The organism is Pseudidiomarina salinarum (genome assembly GCF_000753715.1).
Classification (GTDB): Bacteria; Pseudomonadota; Gammaproteobacteria; order Enterobacterales; family Alteromonadaceae; genus Pseudidiomarina; species Pseudidiomarina salinarum.
Map to the genome: position 1 here is coordinate 389,942 of NZ_JPER01000001.1, position 16,041 is coordinate 405,982.

The 16,041-nt window shown below is 55.0% G+C and carries 15 protein-coding genes; 14 read left to right on the forward strand and 1 reads right to left on the reverse strand.

Annotated elements, in window-relative coordinates; all coding sequences use genetic code 11:
* Positions 1-86 precede the first annotated feature (86 nt).
* From accD to purF, 5 genes are all read left to right on the forward strand, one after another.
* Positions 87-950: an acetyl-CoA carboxylase, carboxyltransferase subunit beta gene (gene accD, locus IDSA_RS01780; RefSeq protein ID WP_034773795.1), complete on the forward strand. Its 864-nt coding sequence runs from the start codon at positions 87-89 to the stop codon at positions 948-950.
* Positions 950-2,239, forward strand: a complete 1,290-nt coding sequence (gene folC, locus IDSA_RS01785) for a bifunctional tetrahydrofolate synthase/dihydrofolate synthase (RefSeq protein ID WP_034773796.1) — start codon at positions 950-952, stop codon at positions 2,237-2,239. The genes accD and folC overlap by 1 nt, the downstream gene beginning before the upstream one ends.
* Before the next feature lies 1 nt (position 2,240).
* Positions 2,241-2,792 carry an SPOR domain-containing protein gene (locus tag IDSA_RS01790; RefSeq protein WP_034773797.1) on the forward strand — a complete coding sequence of 184 codons (552 nt, stop codon included), beginning with the start codon at positions 2,241-2,243 and terminating at the stop codon, positions 2,790-2,792.
* Between the two features lie 91 nt (positions 2,793-2,883).
* Complete coding sequence (locus tag IDSA_RS01795; protein ID WP_034773798.1) at positions 2,884-3,375, forward strand: CvpA family protein; 492 nt, start codon at positions 2,884-2,886, stop codon at positions 3,373-3,375.
* 15 nt (positions 3,376-3,390) lie between these two features.
* Entirely contained in the window at positions 3,391-4,911 is a 1,521-nt protein-coding gene (gene purF / locus IDSA_RS01800; protein WP_034773799.1) for an amidophosphoribosyltransferase, read from the forward strand.
* A gap of 52 nt (positions 4,912-4,963) precedes the next feature.
* Here the strand turns inward: purF and astB are convergent, their stop codons facing one another.
* Positions 4,964-6,301, reverse strand: coding sequence for an N-succinylarginine dihydrolase (astB, locus tag IDSA_RS01805; RefSeq protein WP_034774948.1), 1,338 nt, complete (start codon positions 6,299-6,301; stop codon positions 4,964-4,966).
* Positions 6,302-6,549: 248 nt separating this feature from the next.
* Between astB and topA the strand changes: the two genes are divergently transcribed.
* From topA to IDSA_RS01855, 9 genes are all read left to right on the forward strand, one after another.
* Positions 6,550-9,234, forward strand: coding sequence for a type I DNA topoisomerase (topA, locus tag IDSA_RS01810; RefSeq protein WP_034773800.1), 2,685 nt, complete (start codon positions 6,550-6,552; stop codon positions 9,232-9,234).
* Positions 9,235-9,347: 113 nt separating this feature from the next.
* Entirely contained in the window at positions 9,348-9,752 is a 405-nt protein-coding gene (locus IDSA_RS01815; RefSeq protein ID WP_034773801.1) for a hypothetical protein, read from the forward strand.
* Positions 9,749-11,257, forward strand: coding sequence for a hypothetical protein (locus IDSA_RS01820; RefSeq protein ID WP_034773802.1), 1,509 nt, complete (start codon positions 9,749-9,751; stop codon positions 11,255-11,257). Before IDSA_RS01815 ends, IDSA_RS01820 begins: the two co-directional genes overlap by 4 nt.
* Positions 11,254-12,471 carry a hypothetical protein gene (locus IDSA_RS01825; RefSeq protein ID WP_034773803.1) on the forward strand — a complete coding sequence of 406 codons (1,218 nt, stop codon included), beginning with the start codon at positions 11,254-11,256 and terminating at the stop codon, positions 12,469-12,471. The genes IDSA_RS01820 and IDSA_RS01825 overlap by 4 nt, the downstream gene beginning before the upstream one ends.
* Positions 12,468-12,911 (forward strand): hypothetical protein, encoded by a 444-nt coding sequence (locus tag IDSA_RS01835; protein WP_051986003.1) that lies wholly within the window; start codon positions 12,468-12,470, stop codon positions 12,909-12,911. The genes IDSA_RS01825 and IDSA_RS01835 overlap by 4 nt, the downstream gene beginning before the upstream one ends.
* Position 12,912: 1 nt before the next feature.
* Positions 12,913-14,310 (forward strand): GspE/PulE family protein, encoded by a 1,398-nt coding sequence (locus IDSA_RS01840; protein WP_034773806.1) that lies wholly within the window; start codon positions 12,913-12,915, stop codon positions 14,308-14,310.
* Entirely contained in the window at positions 14,301-15,323 is a 1,023-nt protein-coding gene (locus IDSA_RS01845) for a type II secretion system F family protein (RefSeq protein WP_034773807.1), read from the forward strand. Before IDSA_RS01840 ends, IDSA_RS01845 begins: the two co-directional genes overlap by 10 nt.
* A 23-nt stretch (positions 15,324-15,346) precedes the next feature.
* On the forward strand, positions 15,347-15,787 hold the full coding sequence (locus IDSA_RS01850) for a type II secretion system protein (protein ID WP_034773808.1): 441 nt from the start codon (positions 15,347-15,349) through the stop codon (positions 15,785-15,787).
* Between the two features lie 2 nt (positions 15,788-15,789).
* Complete coding sequence (locus tag IDSA_RS01855; RefSeq protein ID WP_034773809.1) at positions 15,790-16,017, forward strand: hypothetical protein; 228 nt, start codon at positions 15,790-15,792, stop codon at positions 16,015-16,017.
* The last annotated feature ends 24 nt before the right edge of the window (positions 16,018-16,041 follow it).

A 16,041-nucleotide genomic window follows, 5' to 3' on the forward strand; every position in this document is an offset into this window, starting at 1 on the left:
CTCCCTTCAGTTGGGCTAATATGCTTTAATATAAGGTATGTTCAGGCTGAAATAGCTGCAATCAACTATCAACTTAATGAGATTTTATGAGCTGGATTGAGCGAATTCTTGCAAAACCCAAGAGCGGTAAACGTCGCAATATTCCCGAAGGGGTCTGGTCAAAATGCACCAGTTGCGATGCCATTCTGTATGGTGCGGATCTGGAACGCAGCTTAGGCGTATGCCCTAAATGTGATCATCATATGCGCCTGCCTGCCCGGCGCCGGCTTGATAGTTTTCTCGACACAGGTTCAGCGACCGAACTTGGTGCCGAACTTGAGCCGAAAGATATCCTGAAATTCCGGGATTCGAAAAAGTATAAAGATCGGCTGGCCGCAGCACAGAAAGCCACTGGCGAGAAAGATGCGCTGGTGGTGCAAAAGGGCAAGCTCAAAGGCATGCCCATTGTGGTTGCCGCGTTTGAATTTGAGTTTATGGGTGGCTCGATGGCGTCAGTTGTCGGTGCCCGTTTTGTGAAGGCTGTGGAAGAATGCCTGCGCGAGCGCTGCCCGCTGGTTTGTTTTTCAGCCTCAGGCGGTGCGCGGATGCAGGAAGCACTGATGTCACTGATGCAGATGGCAAAAACCTCAGCGGCGCTGGCACGGATGAGCGAAGAAGGCATCCCTTATATTTCGGTAATGACAGATCCTACTATGGGTGGCGTTTCTGCCAGCCTGGCAATGCTCGGTGACGTAAATATTGCCGAGCCTGAAGCGCTGATTGGCTTTGCCGGCCCCCGGGTTATCGAACAGACGGTTCGGGAAACCTTGCCGGAAGGCTTCCAGCGCGCCGAGTTTCTGGTCGATCATGGTGCTATCGATATGATCATCGACCGCCGCCAGTTACGTAACCGGATTGCAGCATTGCTGGCGAAGTTTCAACATCACAATGCACTTGCTGATGAATTTTAATGGGCGCAGCGGTTACTCCTCCTGACCAGTCAGCCGGGCTTGATGCCTGGCTGGACTATCTTGAACACCTTCACCACAAACCTATCGAACTCGGCCTGGATCGCATCAGACTGGTGGCCGAACGGCTGCAGCTGACGGCAACGGATGCCAAAGTGATTACCGTGGCTGGTACCAATGGCAAAGGCTCGACCGTGCGTTATCTGGAGACCATTTTGCGTGCTGATGGCTATCGCACCGGGGTGTATATCTCACCCCACCTGCAGCGCTACCAGGAACGGGTACGGGTTGGGGGCGAGGAGCTTTCAGCTGAACGTCATGTCGCCGCGTTTGCGGCAATTGAGGCGGCGCGGGGCGATGTATCCCTGACTTACTTTGAATTTGGCACCCTGGCTGCCTTCTGGTTGCTGAAACAGCAGCAGCTGGATGTCTGGATACTTGAAGTAGGGCTGGGCGGACGGCTGGACGCGGTCAATATCCTCGATGCCGATGTTGGCGTACTCACCAGCGTGGGTATCGATCATATTGGTTTTCTTGGCCCGGATCGCACCGGTATTGCCCGCGAAAAAGCAGGCATTTTCCGCTCTGGCAGACCCTCGGTGTGCGGCGAACCGGACTTCCCTGAACCGGTGCGTACTGAACTGCAGCAGCGCGGTATTGAACTGCAGCGGGTGGGGTTTGAATTTGATTATGGGATGAACGAAGCCGGCGACTGGTTCTGGCGCGACCAGAATCAGCAGATGAACGCGTTACCGTTGCCACAACTGCCCCTGCCAAATGCTGCAACGGCGCTGGCGGCCCTGACACAGTTATCCCTGCCGGTAAGTCGCGAGGCTATTGATGAGGGGCTGAGTCGCGCCCGGGAGCCTGGCCGTCTGCAGTTGTTACCGGGCGAACCCGCTACGCTGCTCGATGTGGCGCATAATCCTCATGCAGCAAAATACCTGGCCAGTTACCTGCTGGCACGCTTTCCGTACCGGCCTGTGTACGCCGTAGTTGGCATGCTGAATGATAAAGATATTGCCGGCACGCTGGCGGAACTGGCTGGTGTTGTAAGCCGCTGGTATTTTGCTGATTTACACGAGCCACGCGGGGCCCGTGCCGGCGAATTAAAGCAGGCGCTCAGCGCAGACGCAACGGCTGCCAGTCAGGAATTTGGTACAGTAACAGACGCCTATGAGGCGGCCTGCCAGCAAGCGCTGGCGGCAACTTCTGAGGGCACCACGAACGGGCCTCTGGTATTGGTGTGCGGCTCGTTTTACACTGTCGGTAAAATCGGCACGGAGCAATAAGATGGCATCGCAATTACAGAACCGACTGGTGGGAAGCGTCATTCTAATCGCGCTGGCGGTGATCATTTTACCGGAACTCCTGGACGGCAAGCAGGTTCAGAACCAGGAAGAGTTTGAAACCATACCCTTGCAGCCACAGGTTGAGGTCGCTGAAATCCCGGTGAAAACGATCGCTGAAGATAACAAGCTGACGCAGCAGAGTGATGACGCGGACAGCGATCTCCAGGTAACCGCTGATGACGCACCGGCGCTGGATTCCGATGCTAGTGGTGATGCGAACGAGCCCGCCGCGCCCGCCGGTACCTCACTTAAAGATGCCGGTTGGGTTATACAGCTGGGCGTGTTCCGCAATCAGCAGTCGGTAGATACCTTAATTGAAAGACTGCGGCAGCGTGGCTATCGCGCCTATCGGGAACAAGTCAGTATTAATGGCGACGATCTCACTAAACTCATGGTTGGCCCCGCCCTCACTCAGGAAGAGCTGGAACGCCAGTTACCGGAGCTGAATAAACTGGTCGGCGCCGAAGGCCGGATTATCCGTTTTACCCCCTGATGGCGATCAAAACGACGATTAAAAAGTAGCGTATTCCATCGTCATTTCTGCTACACTTCGCGCGTTCTGAATCTGCCTTAGGAATCCCATTATGGTCTGGGTTGATTATGCTATTTTGATTGTGATCGCGTTCTCTACGCTGGTCAGTCTGACGCGCGGTTTTGTGCGTGAAGCCATGTCGCTGGCAGTCTGGATTGCGGCTTTTCTGATCGCCAGTTTCTATTATGAAGACCTGGCTGCCTGGTTTACCCGTCTTGATGATCCCATGGTCCGTAACGCGGCCGCTATTCTGGCACTATTTATCGCCACCCTGATTGTGGGTGCGGTGGTGAACTATGTGCTGGGGCAACTGGTTGATAAAACCGGGCTGACTGGCACTGATCGTGTGCTCGGTGGCGTATTCGGCGCATTACGCGGCGTATTGATCGTCAGCGCATTATTATTCTTTATGGATTCATTTACCGCGCTGGCAAGCAGCGACTGGTGGGTGAACTCTACGCTGATCCCGCATTTCGGTATTTTTATTCAGTGGTTTTTTGAGTATCTGGAGCAAACGTCAAGTTTTCTTCCTAAACAAGTGTAACGAGGTTGTTCAGGCATGTGTGGCATTGTAGGTATAGTCGGTAAGGATCCAGTTAATCAGGCGTTGTACGATAGCCTGACGATGTTACAGCATCGGGGACAAGATGCCGCTGGCATCATGACAGTTCATAACAACACGCTGCGTTTGCGTAAAGCCAACGGTTTGGTGCGTGATGTATTTCATACCCGGCATATGCATCGTTTAGCTGGCCATGTCGGCATCGGCCATGTGCGTTATCCGACTGCCGGAAGCTCCAGTTCAGCTGAAGCCCAGCCGTTTTACGTCAACTCGCCGTTTGGTATAGCCTTGTCGCACAACGGCAATCTGACCAACGCAGCGGAACTGCACGAACGCTTGTTTGATTCAGCGCGGCGCCACATCAATACCACTTCCGATTCAGAGATTCTGCTGAACATTCTGGCGCACGAACTCTACCAGCAAAATAGTCTGAGTCTGTCGGCGGATGACGTATTTGCCACAGTAAGCCGGGTGCATCGTAAAATTCGCGGCGCCTATGCGGTGGTCGCGATGATTATCGGCCACGGCATGCTGGCATTCCGGGACCCCTGGGGTATCCGGCCGCTGGTGCTGGGGCAACGCGAAACCGCTAAAGGTAATGAGTATATTGTGGCCTCGGAAAGCGTGGCGATTGACGGTACCGGCTTTAAATATATCCGCGATATCGAGCCGGGCGAAGCCATTTATATTTCTGAAGACGGTGAGCTGTTTTCACGTCAGTGCGCCGATAATCCCCAGCATTGCCCCTGCATTTTTGAATACGTCTATTTCGCCCGGCCAGACTCCTTTATCGATAAGATTTCGGTGTATGCGTCACGCGTGAATATGGGCCGCAAGCTGGGCGAAAAAATTAAGCGTGACTACGCCCATCTGGACATCGACGTGGTGATCCCGATCCCTGAGACCAGTTGCGACATCGCGCTGGAAATGGCGAACGTGCTGAATCTTCCGTATCGTCAGGGGTTTGTGAAAAACCGCTACATTGGCCGTACCTTTATTATGCCTGGCCAGACCCAGCGCCGGAAATCCGTGCGGCGTAAGCTGAACGCGATTGGTGCTGAGTTCCGGGGTAAGAACGTGCTGCTGGTCGATGATTCGATTGTTCGCGGCACCACCTCAGAGCAAATTATTGAGATGGCCCGCGAAGCCGGTGCCAAGAAAGTTTACTTTGCCTCAGCGGCCCCGGAAATCCGGTTCCCGAATGTGTACGGTATTGATATGCCAAGCGCCAATGAGTTGATTGGACATGGTCGTGAAGCGGACGAAATCAATGCGTTAATCAAGGCTGATGGCCTGATTTATCAGGAACTGGATGACTTGATTGCCGCCGTGCGGGAAGAGAATCCTTCAATCCAGCGTTTTGAAACCTCGGTATTCAGCGGTGAATACATCACCGGCGATATCGATCAGAGCTATCTGGATCGGCTGGATGCGGCGCGCAATGACATCGCCCGTTCAGGGGATGCCAGTAGCGAAGACGCGAACCTGGAAATGCACAACGAAAGCGATGACGACTAGTCATCGCGATCGTTGCGGACTTTTTCAGTGTTGCTCAGTTTTGATCTGTAAGTTACAGCTGGAACTTATAAACCGATCCCAGCTTCAGGATCTGCGTTAACTCATCAAGGGCTGTGCGTGACTCCTCCAGTAACTGCGGGTCACGTAAGTCATCGACACTCAGTTCATCCCGGTAATTACTGTCGACCCACTGGTTTAAGCGGCTAAACAGCACCTCATCAAGAATCACTGCCGGGTTGACCGCTGCCAGCTCCTCATCGGTCAGAGCGACGCGCAGGCGCAGACAAGCCGGGCCGCCGCCATTGCGCATGCTTTGTTTCACATCAAAATAATGCACCTGCCGGATCGGCGTGTCGCGGGTTACCAGATCAGCGAGGTAGGCACTGACGCGTTCGTTTTCCTGACATTCGGTAGGCGCGATAATCACCATAGTGCCGTCTGGCAGGCTGATCAGCTGGGTATTAAACAAGTACGTCTGTACCGCATCGGCGACGGACACTTCGCTGTCTTTGACTTCAATGAAATGCACGGGCTGGTCACCGAATTTCCGCTGAATCTCACGCTTTTTCGCTTCGGTATCCAGAAATGCCTGCTCGTGGTAAAACAGCACGTTTCTATTACCGACGGCAATCACATCGTTGTGAAATACGCCCTGATCAATCACGCCCGGGTTCTGCTGGATGAAAATCGTATTCTCTTCAGACAGCCCGTGCAGGCGGGCGATGGCCGCGGACGCTTCAAAGGTCTGGCGGGCCGGATAGCGGGTCGGTGCCGGCTTGCTGCTGTCAAAGGCGTAACGGCCAAAGGTAAAGAGTTCAATGCCGGCATGGCCGTATTCGTTGCACAGGCGGGTATGGTTGGCAGCGCCTTCGTCACCAAAGTGTTCATTGTCAGGTAAATGCAGGTGATGGGCAAAATAGCGCGGGTTCGCGAACATCGCCTGCAGGATGCGACCACTGGTGGCCGGCTCCAGTGAGCGGTGGTACTTATTGGTCAGGTTGGCCGGCGTAAAATGAACTTTCCCGTCGGCCGTATCCGCACCCGGTGACACGGTAGCAGCGTTGGCTGTCCACATGCTCGATGCTGAGCAGACGGCCTGGAAGATTGCCGGGGCCGTACGAGCCGCCGCAGCCAGTACTTCACCGTCGGTGCCGGTAAAGCCTAAGCGACGCAGCGCGAACACGTCAGGGCGCTCTTGTGGGGCTAATACGCCCTGTACCATGCCCATGTCATGCAGCGCTTTCATTTTTTCCAGGCCCTGGCGCGCGGCGGAACGCGGACTGGACACCGCGCGGGCATTACTCAGTGAAGCGACGTTACCAAAAGATAAGCCGGCGTAATTATGGGTCGGGCCGACCAGGCCGTCGAAGTTAGCTTCCAGGTGCTTAATGCTCACTGATTCCTCCACTGCGGTTGCAAGTATTTATTTCGCGGCTATTATACGCACAAAGTTGGTTCAGGTGTAAGGCTATCAGTTCAGATACAGAGCGGCCTGTAGCGACATGACCCGGGATTCTGCATGGATATCGCGGGAGTACGAATTTTTATGATTTTTGAATTGGACGGTTGTGAAGTAGCTACAGAACAGATATATCTAAAAAAAGAAACCCTGAATTTAACTACGATATAGAGAGTCGCATGGCAAAAGCTCTGGTTATTGTTGAGTCGCCCGCAAAAGCGAAGACAATTAATAAATATCTCGGAAATGATTATATCGTCAAATCCAGTATCGGCCACGTCCGTGACCTGCCGACCCGCTCGACGGCTACGATAAAAGCCAAGCCCCCGGCGGAAGTCCGCAAAATGTCGCCGGAGAAAAAAGAGGCCTACCGGCAGGAGCGCGAATTAAAGAAGCTGGTCGCGCGCATGGGCATTGACCCTGAGCATAACTGGCGCGCTGAATATGAAGTGCTGCCCGGCAAAGAGAAAGTGGTTAATGAACTGAAGAAGCTGGCCAGTAAAGCTGATGCTATTTATCTGGCAACGGATTTGGACCGCGAGGGAGAGGCGATTGCCTGGCACTTGCGGGAACTCATTGGCGGTGACGATAGCCGGTTTCACCGGGTAGTATTCAACGAAATTACGAAAAACGCCATACAGGATGCATTCTCCCGGCCCTCATCGCTGAATATCGACCGGGTGAACGCTCAGCAGACCCGCCGCTTCCTCGATCGGGTGGTTGGCTTTATGGTATCGCCGTTGTTATGGAAGAAAATTGCCCGGGGCCTCTCGGCCGGCCGGGTGCAATCCGTAGCAGTGCGACTGGTGGTCGAGCGCGAACGTGAAATTAAGGCTTTTGTTCCGGAAGAGTTCTGGGATATCTATGCTGATTTAAATACCGCTACTAAAGCTGCCCTGCGCATGCAGGTGCAGAAGCACCAGGGTAAGACCTTTAAAGCAACCGACAAAGAAGCTGCAGATAAAGCCGTTGGTGCGCTGAAAAACGCTGATTACACTGTGATTGAGCGTGAAGATAAGCCCACCAGCAGCCGGCCGTCGGCGCCATTTATTACCTCGACGCTGCAGCAGGCTGCCAGTACCCGCTTAGGTTTTGGCGTGAAAAAAACCATGATGATGGCCCAGCGACTTTATGAAGCCGGCCACATTACCTACATGCGTACCGATTCAACCAACCTGAGTCAGGATGCAGTCGCGGCCTGTCGCGACTACATCGGCAAGCAGTTCGGTAAGGATTACCTGCCACCGAAACCTATGATGTATGGCTCCAAGCAGGGCGCGCAGGAAGCTCATGAAGCTATCCGTCCGTCTGAAGTGAAGGTGAAATCAGAGCAGCTGCGGGATATGGAACGTGACGCCCAGCGTTTGTATGAGCTGATCTGGCGCCAGTTTGTGGCCTGCCAGATGACGCCGGCCCAGTATGACGCCACCACCATTACGGTGCAGGCGGGCGATTACGAACTGAAAGCCCGTGGTCGGGTATTACGCTTTGCCGGGTGGACCAAAGTCCAGCCGCCGGCGGGTGCAAAAAATGCCGAAGATGCGACCCTGCCGGATGTGCGCAAAGGCGAGCCGCTGGAATTACTGAAACTGGATCCACAACAGCACTTTACCAAACCACCGGCCCGGTTCGGCGAAGCGTCGCTGGTTAAAGAGCTGGAAAAACGCGGTATTGGCCGGCCTTCCACTTATGCATCCATTATTTCGACCATTCAGGAACGCGGTTATGTGCGGGTCGAGAGTCGGCGTTTCTATGCCGAAAAAATGGGCGAGATTGTGAATGACCGGCTGATTGAAAACTTCTCTAGGTTGCTGAACTACAACTTCACCGCTGAGATGGAACAGGCGCTGGACGATATCGCCGAAGGTAAGAAGAACTGGAAAGAAACCCTGGATGCCTTTTATGAAGAGTTCAAGCAGAAGCTGGAACTCGCTGAGCAGCCGCCGGAAGAGGGCGGTATGCGCGGCAATGAAATGGTACTGACCGAGATCGATTGCCCGACTTGCGGTCGCAAGATGGGTATCCGTACCGCCAGCACCGGGGTGTTTCTGGGTTGCTCAGGCTATGAGCTGCCCGCTAAGGAACGCTGCACTCAGACCATCAACCTGTTACCAGGTGACGAAGCTGTCAAGGTAACCGACGAAGATGAGCTGGAAACCGAAGTATTGCGGTCGAAAAAGCGCTGTCCCGAATGCGGTACGGCGATGGACAGCTATCTGATTGATAAAGAACGCAAGTTGCACGTCTGTGGTAACAATCCAGCCTGCTCCGGGCAGTTGGTAGAAAAAGGCGAGTTTCGCATTAAAGGGTATGATGGCCCGGTACTGGAATGCGATCGTTGTGGTAGCGAAATGCAGCTGAAAACCGGCCGCTTCGGTAAATATTTTGACTGTACCAACAGCGAGTGTAGCAATACCCGCAAGTTGCTGAAAAACGGTCAGCCAGCGCCGCCCAAAGAAGATCCTGTGCCTTTCCCTGAGCTTGAATGCGAACAGTCAAACGCGCATTTTGTGCTACGTGATGGTGCGTCCGGTATCTTCTTGTCGGCCAATACCTTTCCACGTTCGCGCGAAACCCGGGCGGTTAAGGTGGCGGAACTGCAGCGGTTTAAAGAGCGCCTGCCGGATAAGTTTCATTATCTTACTGAAGCGCCGGCTACGGATGATGCCGGCAACGAAGCTATTGTCCGCTACAGCCGCAAGCAGAAAGAGCAGTATGTGATCACCGAGGAAAACGGCAAGCCAACGGGTTGGCAGGCGTTTTATCGTGACGGCCAGTGGCAGGTTTCCGCAGCTAAGAAAACGGCGAAGAAACCGGCGAAGAAGCCGGCAAAAAAGCCAGCAAAAACAAAGAAAAAGGAATAGAGGATTAAGCCTACAACATAAGAGGATGTTCGCGCCTTGTCGGTCACTCAGGCATTCGCTAGAGTGATAAAACATCACCACGGAGGGTGATGGGAATCTGACAAGGAGGTCACATGGTTAATCAACCAGTCCGGGCGCGAGTCCATCTGTTCGCCACTGCAGGCAGTCTGATGTTTGGCTGTTTGTGGTCGGCGGCGGTAACCGCACAGGTAATCTGCCCCCCTTTTAATTTCAGTGCCGTGGTATCGCCCACGGTTACTGAAGACGTTTCACTGCAGCTAACTGAAGGTTTACTGCAGCCCCAACTCGAAGCCATGCTAGCCCGCCACTTTCAGATTGATGTGGTGGACTGGCAGGCGTCGCCCCATCATCGCTGGCCCGCGGATTTCCGGTTGCAGGCACCGAGCTGGCCGGAACTGCTCGAGCGGCTGCTGCGGCCCTATCGGCTGGCCATTACTTTATACCCCAACCGCATGGCGCGTATAGCTTATCAGCCACCGGGCGGAGAAACCCTATGAAGAGGTTCAGCGGGCTGCTGCTGATGCTGCTGGTAGGCGGCTGTCAGAGCGCGGGCGGCGACTTCGCCAGCCAACGGCAACAGGCGTTGGATAGTCTGCTGGAAGCGCAACGGCAAATGCAGACCAGCACGACGAATTCAGTTGTTTACAGTGATGATTTTTATATTCCGCCATTGGCTGAGGAAGTGAAGACACGACCGCGATGGTACTCACGACCGGTTGAGGTTGCAGTGGACGGGATGTCTGCCCGCGCCTTGCTGACACAAACATTAGGCCCGCATCAGGTGATTGCTCAGTTTCTGGAGCCGGATCTGGCGCAACAGGAACTGAGCCTTGCCTATAGCGGTTCCGTTGGCGGTTTGCTCAATTTGATTACCGCGCAGACTGGCTGGCATGTCGATATCAGCCGCGAGCAAGTGAGCTGGAGCCGTTATCGTATTGCTGAGTTTGACGTAGCTTTTCTGGCGGGTAATACCAACTTTTTTATGGGCAATAGTGATAACCAGGGAAGTGGGCAGGCTGGCGTCATGCAGTCCGGCAGCGGGCAGCCGCTGCAGCAAATGAATTCCAGTGCCGGCAGCGAACAATATCTTAATTTCAGCAGCAAAGAGCTGTCGGTATGGGACGACCTCCAGCGTGCGTTGGGTTTATTGCTGTCACCAGAGGGCCAACTGAGCATCAATCAAAGCTCTACCTCGGTACTGGTACGCGACCTGCCGCACCATGTCGCTCAGGTTGAATCCTATCTGGAACAGCAAAATGAACGGCTGATGCGTCAGGTCTCCATCGAAGTACAGATTATCGATGTCACTTTTAATGACGAAGAACAATTTGCGGTCGACTGGCAGGCATTATTGCGCACCGCTGGTGGTGAGGGCGTACTCGGCCTCGATTCAGCCTCGTTCAGTGCGATCGGAGGGACTGCCGGCACCAGGCTGACATGGGAACAACAATCGGGGTCGGCGCGCGGCTCAAAAGTATTTCTTGAAGCACTTGAACAGCAGGGACTGGTGCAGATGAGCAACCATCCGCGGTTGATCAGTCTGAATAATCAAATCGCCAAGATTGTGCTGGAAGACAACGCAACTTATCTGGCCGCTGCGGGTTCCACCAGCACACCCAATGTCGGCACCACGGAAACCCTGCAACCAGGTGTCGTAACCACTGGCTTCGAGCTCTATGTGCTGCCCAGTATCCGGGCCGGTGAAGTGATTCTGCAATTATCTACTGAGTTGTCTGATCTTGAGCGGATTGATGAAATCCGCTCCGGCGATCAGCTGATTCAGACCCCGCATACGAACCGTAAAAAATTCTTTATGAAAGCGCTGATTGAAGACGGCCAGACCTTGCTGCTTACGGGATTGCGAAATGAACGGAATCAACATCTTGAGCAAAAATCCTGGCTGAGCCTGTTGCTTGGCGGCGGCCAGGGGCATCAGCATCGTCGTAGTGAAACCCTGTTATTACTGACACCGCGCATCGTCAACCGGAGCAAGACGCTGTGAGCGCCAGCGTGGTGATTAATGGCTGGCGGCAGCAGACCACCGATCGCCGGCAGATCGAGCGTTGGCTGGCGGAGGCCCGGCAGCTCGGATTCAACGGCTACACGCTGCACCGGGTTCGTCAGCACTACTGGCTATGCTGCATTACAGGGGGCATGCGGCCCGGTGGAGCAGTTGATATAGCAATTATGCTGCAGCAACGATTTAAAACGGAGTCGCAGTTACTTTATCTGCAATTTGATGCGGCGCAAATGGTCTGTGTCAGCTGGCAAGATTTCGAACTGCGCAACTGTATTGCCTTGAGCACTGATGAGCAGGGGCAAGCGCGCTTTCGTTTGTTGTGCCAGGGTCTGGCTGAACAAACAGAGACGACGGGACAGACCCCCGGCAAGCTGCTTCTGGCCGGTAAGGCACCCGCTTTCCTGACCGAGCTGATCAGCGCGATAGGGGAGCCATGGGAAAACATTTCCTCCGGGGTTTATCTTGAGGAAAAGATACCTGCTGCTGCACGGTTCCGGGTCATAAGTAAATTACCGCGCTGGCAACGGCAGCGATTATGGCTGACCGCAGCGGTAGCAGCTTTCTCTGTTGGCGCTTATCTGACATGGCTGTGGTGGCCTGCTCCGGCAGCGATACCGGTAGCACCACAGGTAGTCCAGGTTGAACTGCCCGGGTTGGGGGTAAGCCAGCTCACCCAGCTGCAATATGCTATGCACCAGCTTACAGCGCTGGCGGGATGGCGATTACAGCAGATCATGCTTACTGAACAGGGGCTGCAAGCAACGATCGGACGCACCTATGGTTTAAATCAGGAACTAACAGCCCAGTTGGATGCGCGCTGGCAGGTTAGTTTCAGCCACCAGGAAGCGCAACTGCAACTACCATTAGCCAAATCAGCGGACCAATCCGGGGTTGCGCAGCCAGCACAGGATTACGAAGCAGCGCAGCGGGCGTTTAGTGCGGCATTGCCTGATTATTTGCCATCGGTCCGGGTGCAGCTTGCTGAAGCGGATAGCGATAAGCACTGGCGCTGGCAAAATCTGACGCTCAATATTACCGATTTCAAGCTGCCGGAACTCGAGCTACTGGCGCTATTGCTGCGGGATGCGCCTGTGCGCCTGCACCAGGCGCATATTGATCCCGGCTCACCGGCCCGCTCCACCATTCAACTGCAATTCATCGCCCGACAACATTATCCCGGAGGAAATCGCCCATGATAACGGCCCTGTTTAGTCTGCTGCTCGGAGCGGCTGATACTGCTGGCAGCCCGCCACCGGCGGTGGCGCTGCAACAACAATACGAACGGATTAAAAGTTTGCGGGCGCAGGAGCTGGCGGAGCTTCAGGCGGCATCGCGAGCGCGGCAGATGCAGCATGAACTACAGGTGGCTGAAGCCGAGCATTCGATTCGCTCGCTGGGGCAGCAGCCTGGTGCCACAGTAACGCCAAGCGGCCCGGGATTGACCGACTATGAGCTCGTCGGGGTGGTGCAGGGCGAAGGATCTTCGCTGGTGTTATTGCGCCTGCATCAGCAACTGATCAGGTTAACCACCGGTATTCCTGATGCCAGCGGGCTTTACGCTGAGGTTACGGGTACCGCAGTACGACTGAGCAAGGCAGGCAAACATCGCCTGTTACCGCTGCCAAGAGGATGGTGACATGAAGATTATGGATCCTTTGGAACTGCGCCAGTGTCAGGTTCCGGAATCACTGTTGGATGCATGTCTGGCGATTACGGAAGGCGAGGTCAGTGAAGACGTCGCGGTGATTGTCAGTAAAGAAGGGCTGATTATTGCATCGGCCGCTGCCTGGCAAAGCGCTCAGCTAGCCATTGGCAATCTGGCCATGCTGATGGCTCAGCAAGGCTTAAGCAGCCGTTTTTTTCTGCTCGGTGATGCCAGGGAGTTGAGAACCTTATTACATGATGCGGACGCAAAAAGGCGCCAGCAAAGGCATCAGGGACATCAACTGCAACTGGATCATACCCGTGCGCAACAGGCACTCGAAGACTTAGTCCAGCAGGCATTGACGCTCAACGCATCGGATATTCATCTGTTGTTCGATCAACAGCAGGCATCGTTGTCATTCCGGGTGCATGGTCGCATGGCGGGGCGGGTGGAACGCAGTCGTGAAACGCTGGTGGCAGCCATAGCTGCAGCGCTGAATACCCGCTCGGACGATTTTCATGAGCTGTTCGACGAACAGCGACTGTCCAGCGCCAGTATCAACGTTACTGTGGTCCGCGAAGGCATACCTCAGCGCATTCGGCTGCGGGTACAGAAGTCTCCAACCCGCAGCGGCTTTGCCGTCACTATGCGTATTCAGCGGGAGCAGCAACAGGTTTTACGGCTACAGGAACTGGGGCTGCCCCCGGCCATTGCTGCTGGCTTACGACTGCTGGTTGAACAGCCCACAGGATTGCTGCTCATAGCCGGACCCACGGGACAGGGCAAGACTACGACGCTGGCAGCAATTAACCTGCTGATTCCGCCCGACGCGAAAGTGATATCGCTGGAGGATCCTATTGAAATCATCCAGCCGCACATCGAACAAAAGCCGGTGCTGGCGGATCATCCCGAGCTTAATTTCGCCAATATGGTAAAGGTGGCGCTGCGTGAGGATCCTGATGTGATTTCGATAAGCGAGATCCGCGATCAGGGCACCGCCCGGGCGGCTTATACGGCGGCCCTGACTGGACATCTGGTGACTGCGACAATTCATGCGCACGACAGCTTCGGCGTTATTCAGCGACTGCTCGACTTAGGCCTGTCGGCACAGGCGCTGGCGCAACCCGGCGTATTAAGAGGCATCCTGGCGCAGCGCCTGGTGGTCGATCATTGCCAGTACTGCGATCAAGCTGCGATTACCCCAGACTGCGTTAGCTGCCAGGGGACAGGTATTAGCGGGCGGCGCTACCTAGGAGAACTCTTGCAACTGGATGAAACGATTCGCCAGAGCATCCGCGACGGCCGGCTGGCGGATTGCCGTCAGCTGCTGGTAGAGCAGGGCTGGCAGGGCCTGGATGAGCAGCTGGCAGGGCTCCACCAATGCGCCTGACCCGCCCCCGGCAGCTGGCTTTTCTCGAGGATCTGGCGTTAGCACTGGCCGACGGGCTGAGCCCGTTGCAGGCCTGCTACGGGCTTGCCGAGCATGCGCGGGAACAGGGGCTCACTGCTGAACAACGTCTGGCGGCGGATTTAATTCAGGCGCTGAATGCCGGACAGGCGCTGGGATCCGTGTTGGAGCTGTGGTTCGATCGTGATCTGTGCATGCTGGTGAGCGTTGGTGAGTCCAGTGGTGTACTGGAGCAACTGCTGCAACAGCAACGGCGCTTTGAGGAGCAGCGGCAACAGGCGCAGCGCGCGTTCTGGAGACCATTAATTTATCCGGCAATTATGACGGTTATTGCGGTACTGGCGAGTCTGGTTATTGGTCGGAAGGTGCTGCCTAAACTTGCCGGGCGGCTACCCGAGGACGACTGGCCGGCGGTCAGTAAGACCTTGCTCACTCTCAGTGACGGCCCGCTGTTGCTGGCCCTGTTATTACTGGTTGTGCTGATGCTGTTCTGGAGCTGGGGACCCGCCAGCTTAATTAATTTTCGTTTCCGCGCGTGGCGAGTGCTTGCGGCGCGGGGAGCTTTTATGATCCGGCGTTATTTTGATGCGGTAATTATCCTGCAGACGGTCACCGTGCTGCTCAATGCCGGCATCAATCTGGATCGCGCATTAGTTGCCATTAATCGTTATGGTTCGCCTGGTTTTGGCTACGCGGTGCACCTGATGCGTCAGCGCCTGGCCGCCGGCGAGCGGCGACTGGCACAAATCTTTGACTGTGGGTTGTTATCACCAAGAATGCTATTCCGGCTCAGCAACGGGAGCCGCAATGCAACTGAGCATGGAACCTTGCAACGGGTTGCCGGGTATGCCACTGACGATGCAGTGGCAGCCCTGGGCCGGTTACGGGTGACGCTGCAAATAGTCTGTTACGGATTAATCTTTATGTTACTGGCGCTACTGCTTGGCGGCATGGGCGCCATGCTGATGGCTGTCACGCAACAGACGATGATTTAATTTCTCAACACGGAGTGTTATTTATGAACAAGCAACAAGGATTTACCTTCATCGAAGTGCTGACAGTACTTTCTATTATTGCACTGGCCACCATAGGCTCGCTGGCGGTGCGAGACTGGGCGGTTGGCAACTCGCGGGTGAGCGAGGCAAAAAGCCAGATCATTACTATTCAGTCGGGTACGCAGTTATGGCGTCCGCGTAATGGCAATTATACCGGCATCAGTATGGCCAGCATGTCGGGCATAGCTGCAGTGCCTGAAAGCTGGGGTACTGGCGATGAACTGAACCCCTGGGGAGGCAACATCAGCGTCAGTGTCGACAGTGCCGATCCAACTCGCTACCTGGTTACCCTGACCGGTATTGATCAACCTGGCGAGGGAGCCAGGCTGGCGCGGGATTTTACTGAGTATGCTGTCGATACCAGTTTCAATAACGGTACCCTGACCGTGCGCTTTCAGGGCTAGCCATGATCGACCTAACTTCCAGCCCCCGTACGCAGACTGGCTACCTGTTATGGGAGCTTGTTATTACGCTGCTGGTTATCGGCGGATTAGTGGCCGCTGTTTATCCTAATCTCAGGCATCTGGAACCCTTGGCTGCACCAGCAACGGATCCCGACCGGTTGGCTGAAATGCAGCTACAGCTCAGATTAGCGCAGCAGCGGCGGGTTCAGTTGCTGTTGTTGCAGTACTGAGTGAGCATGGATAAGGAGACAAAG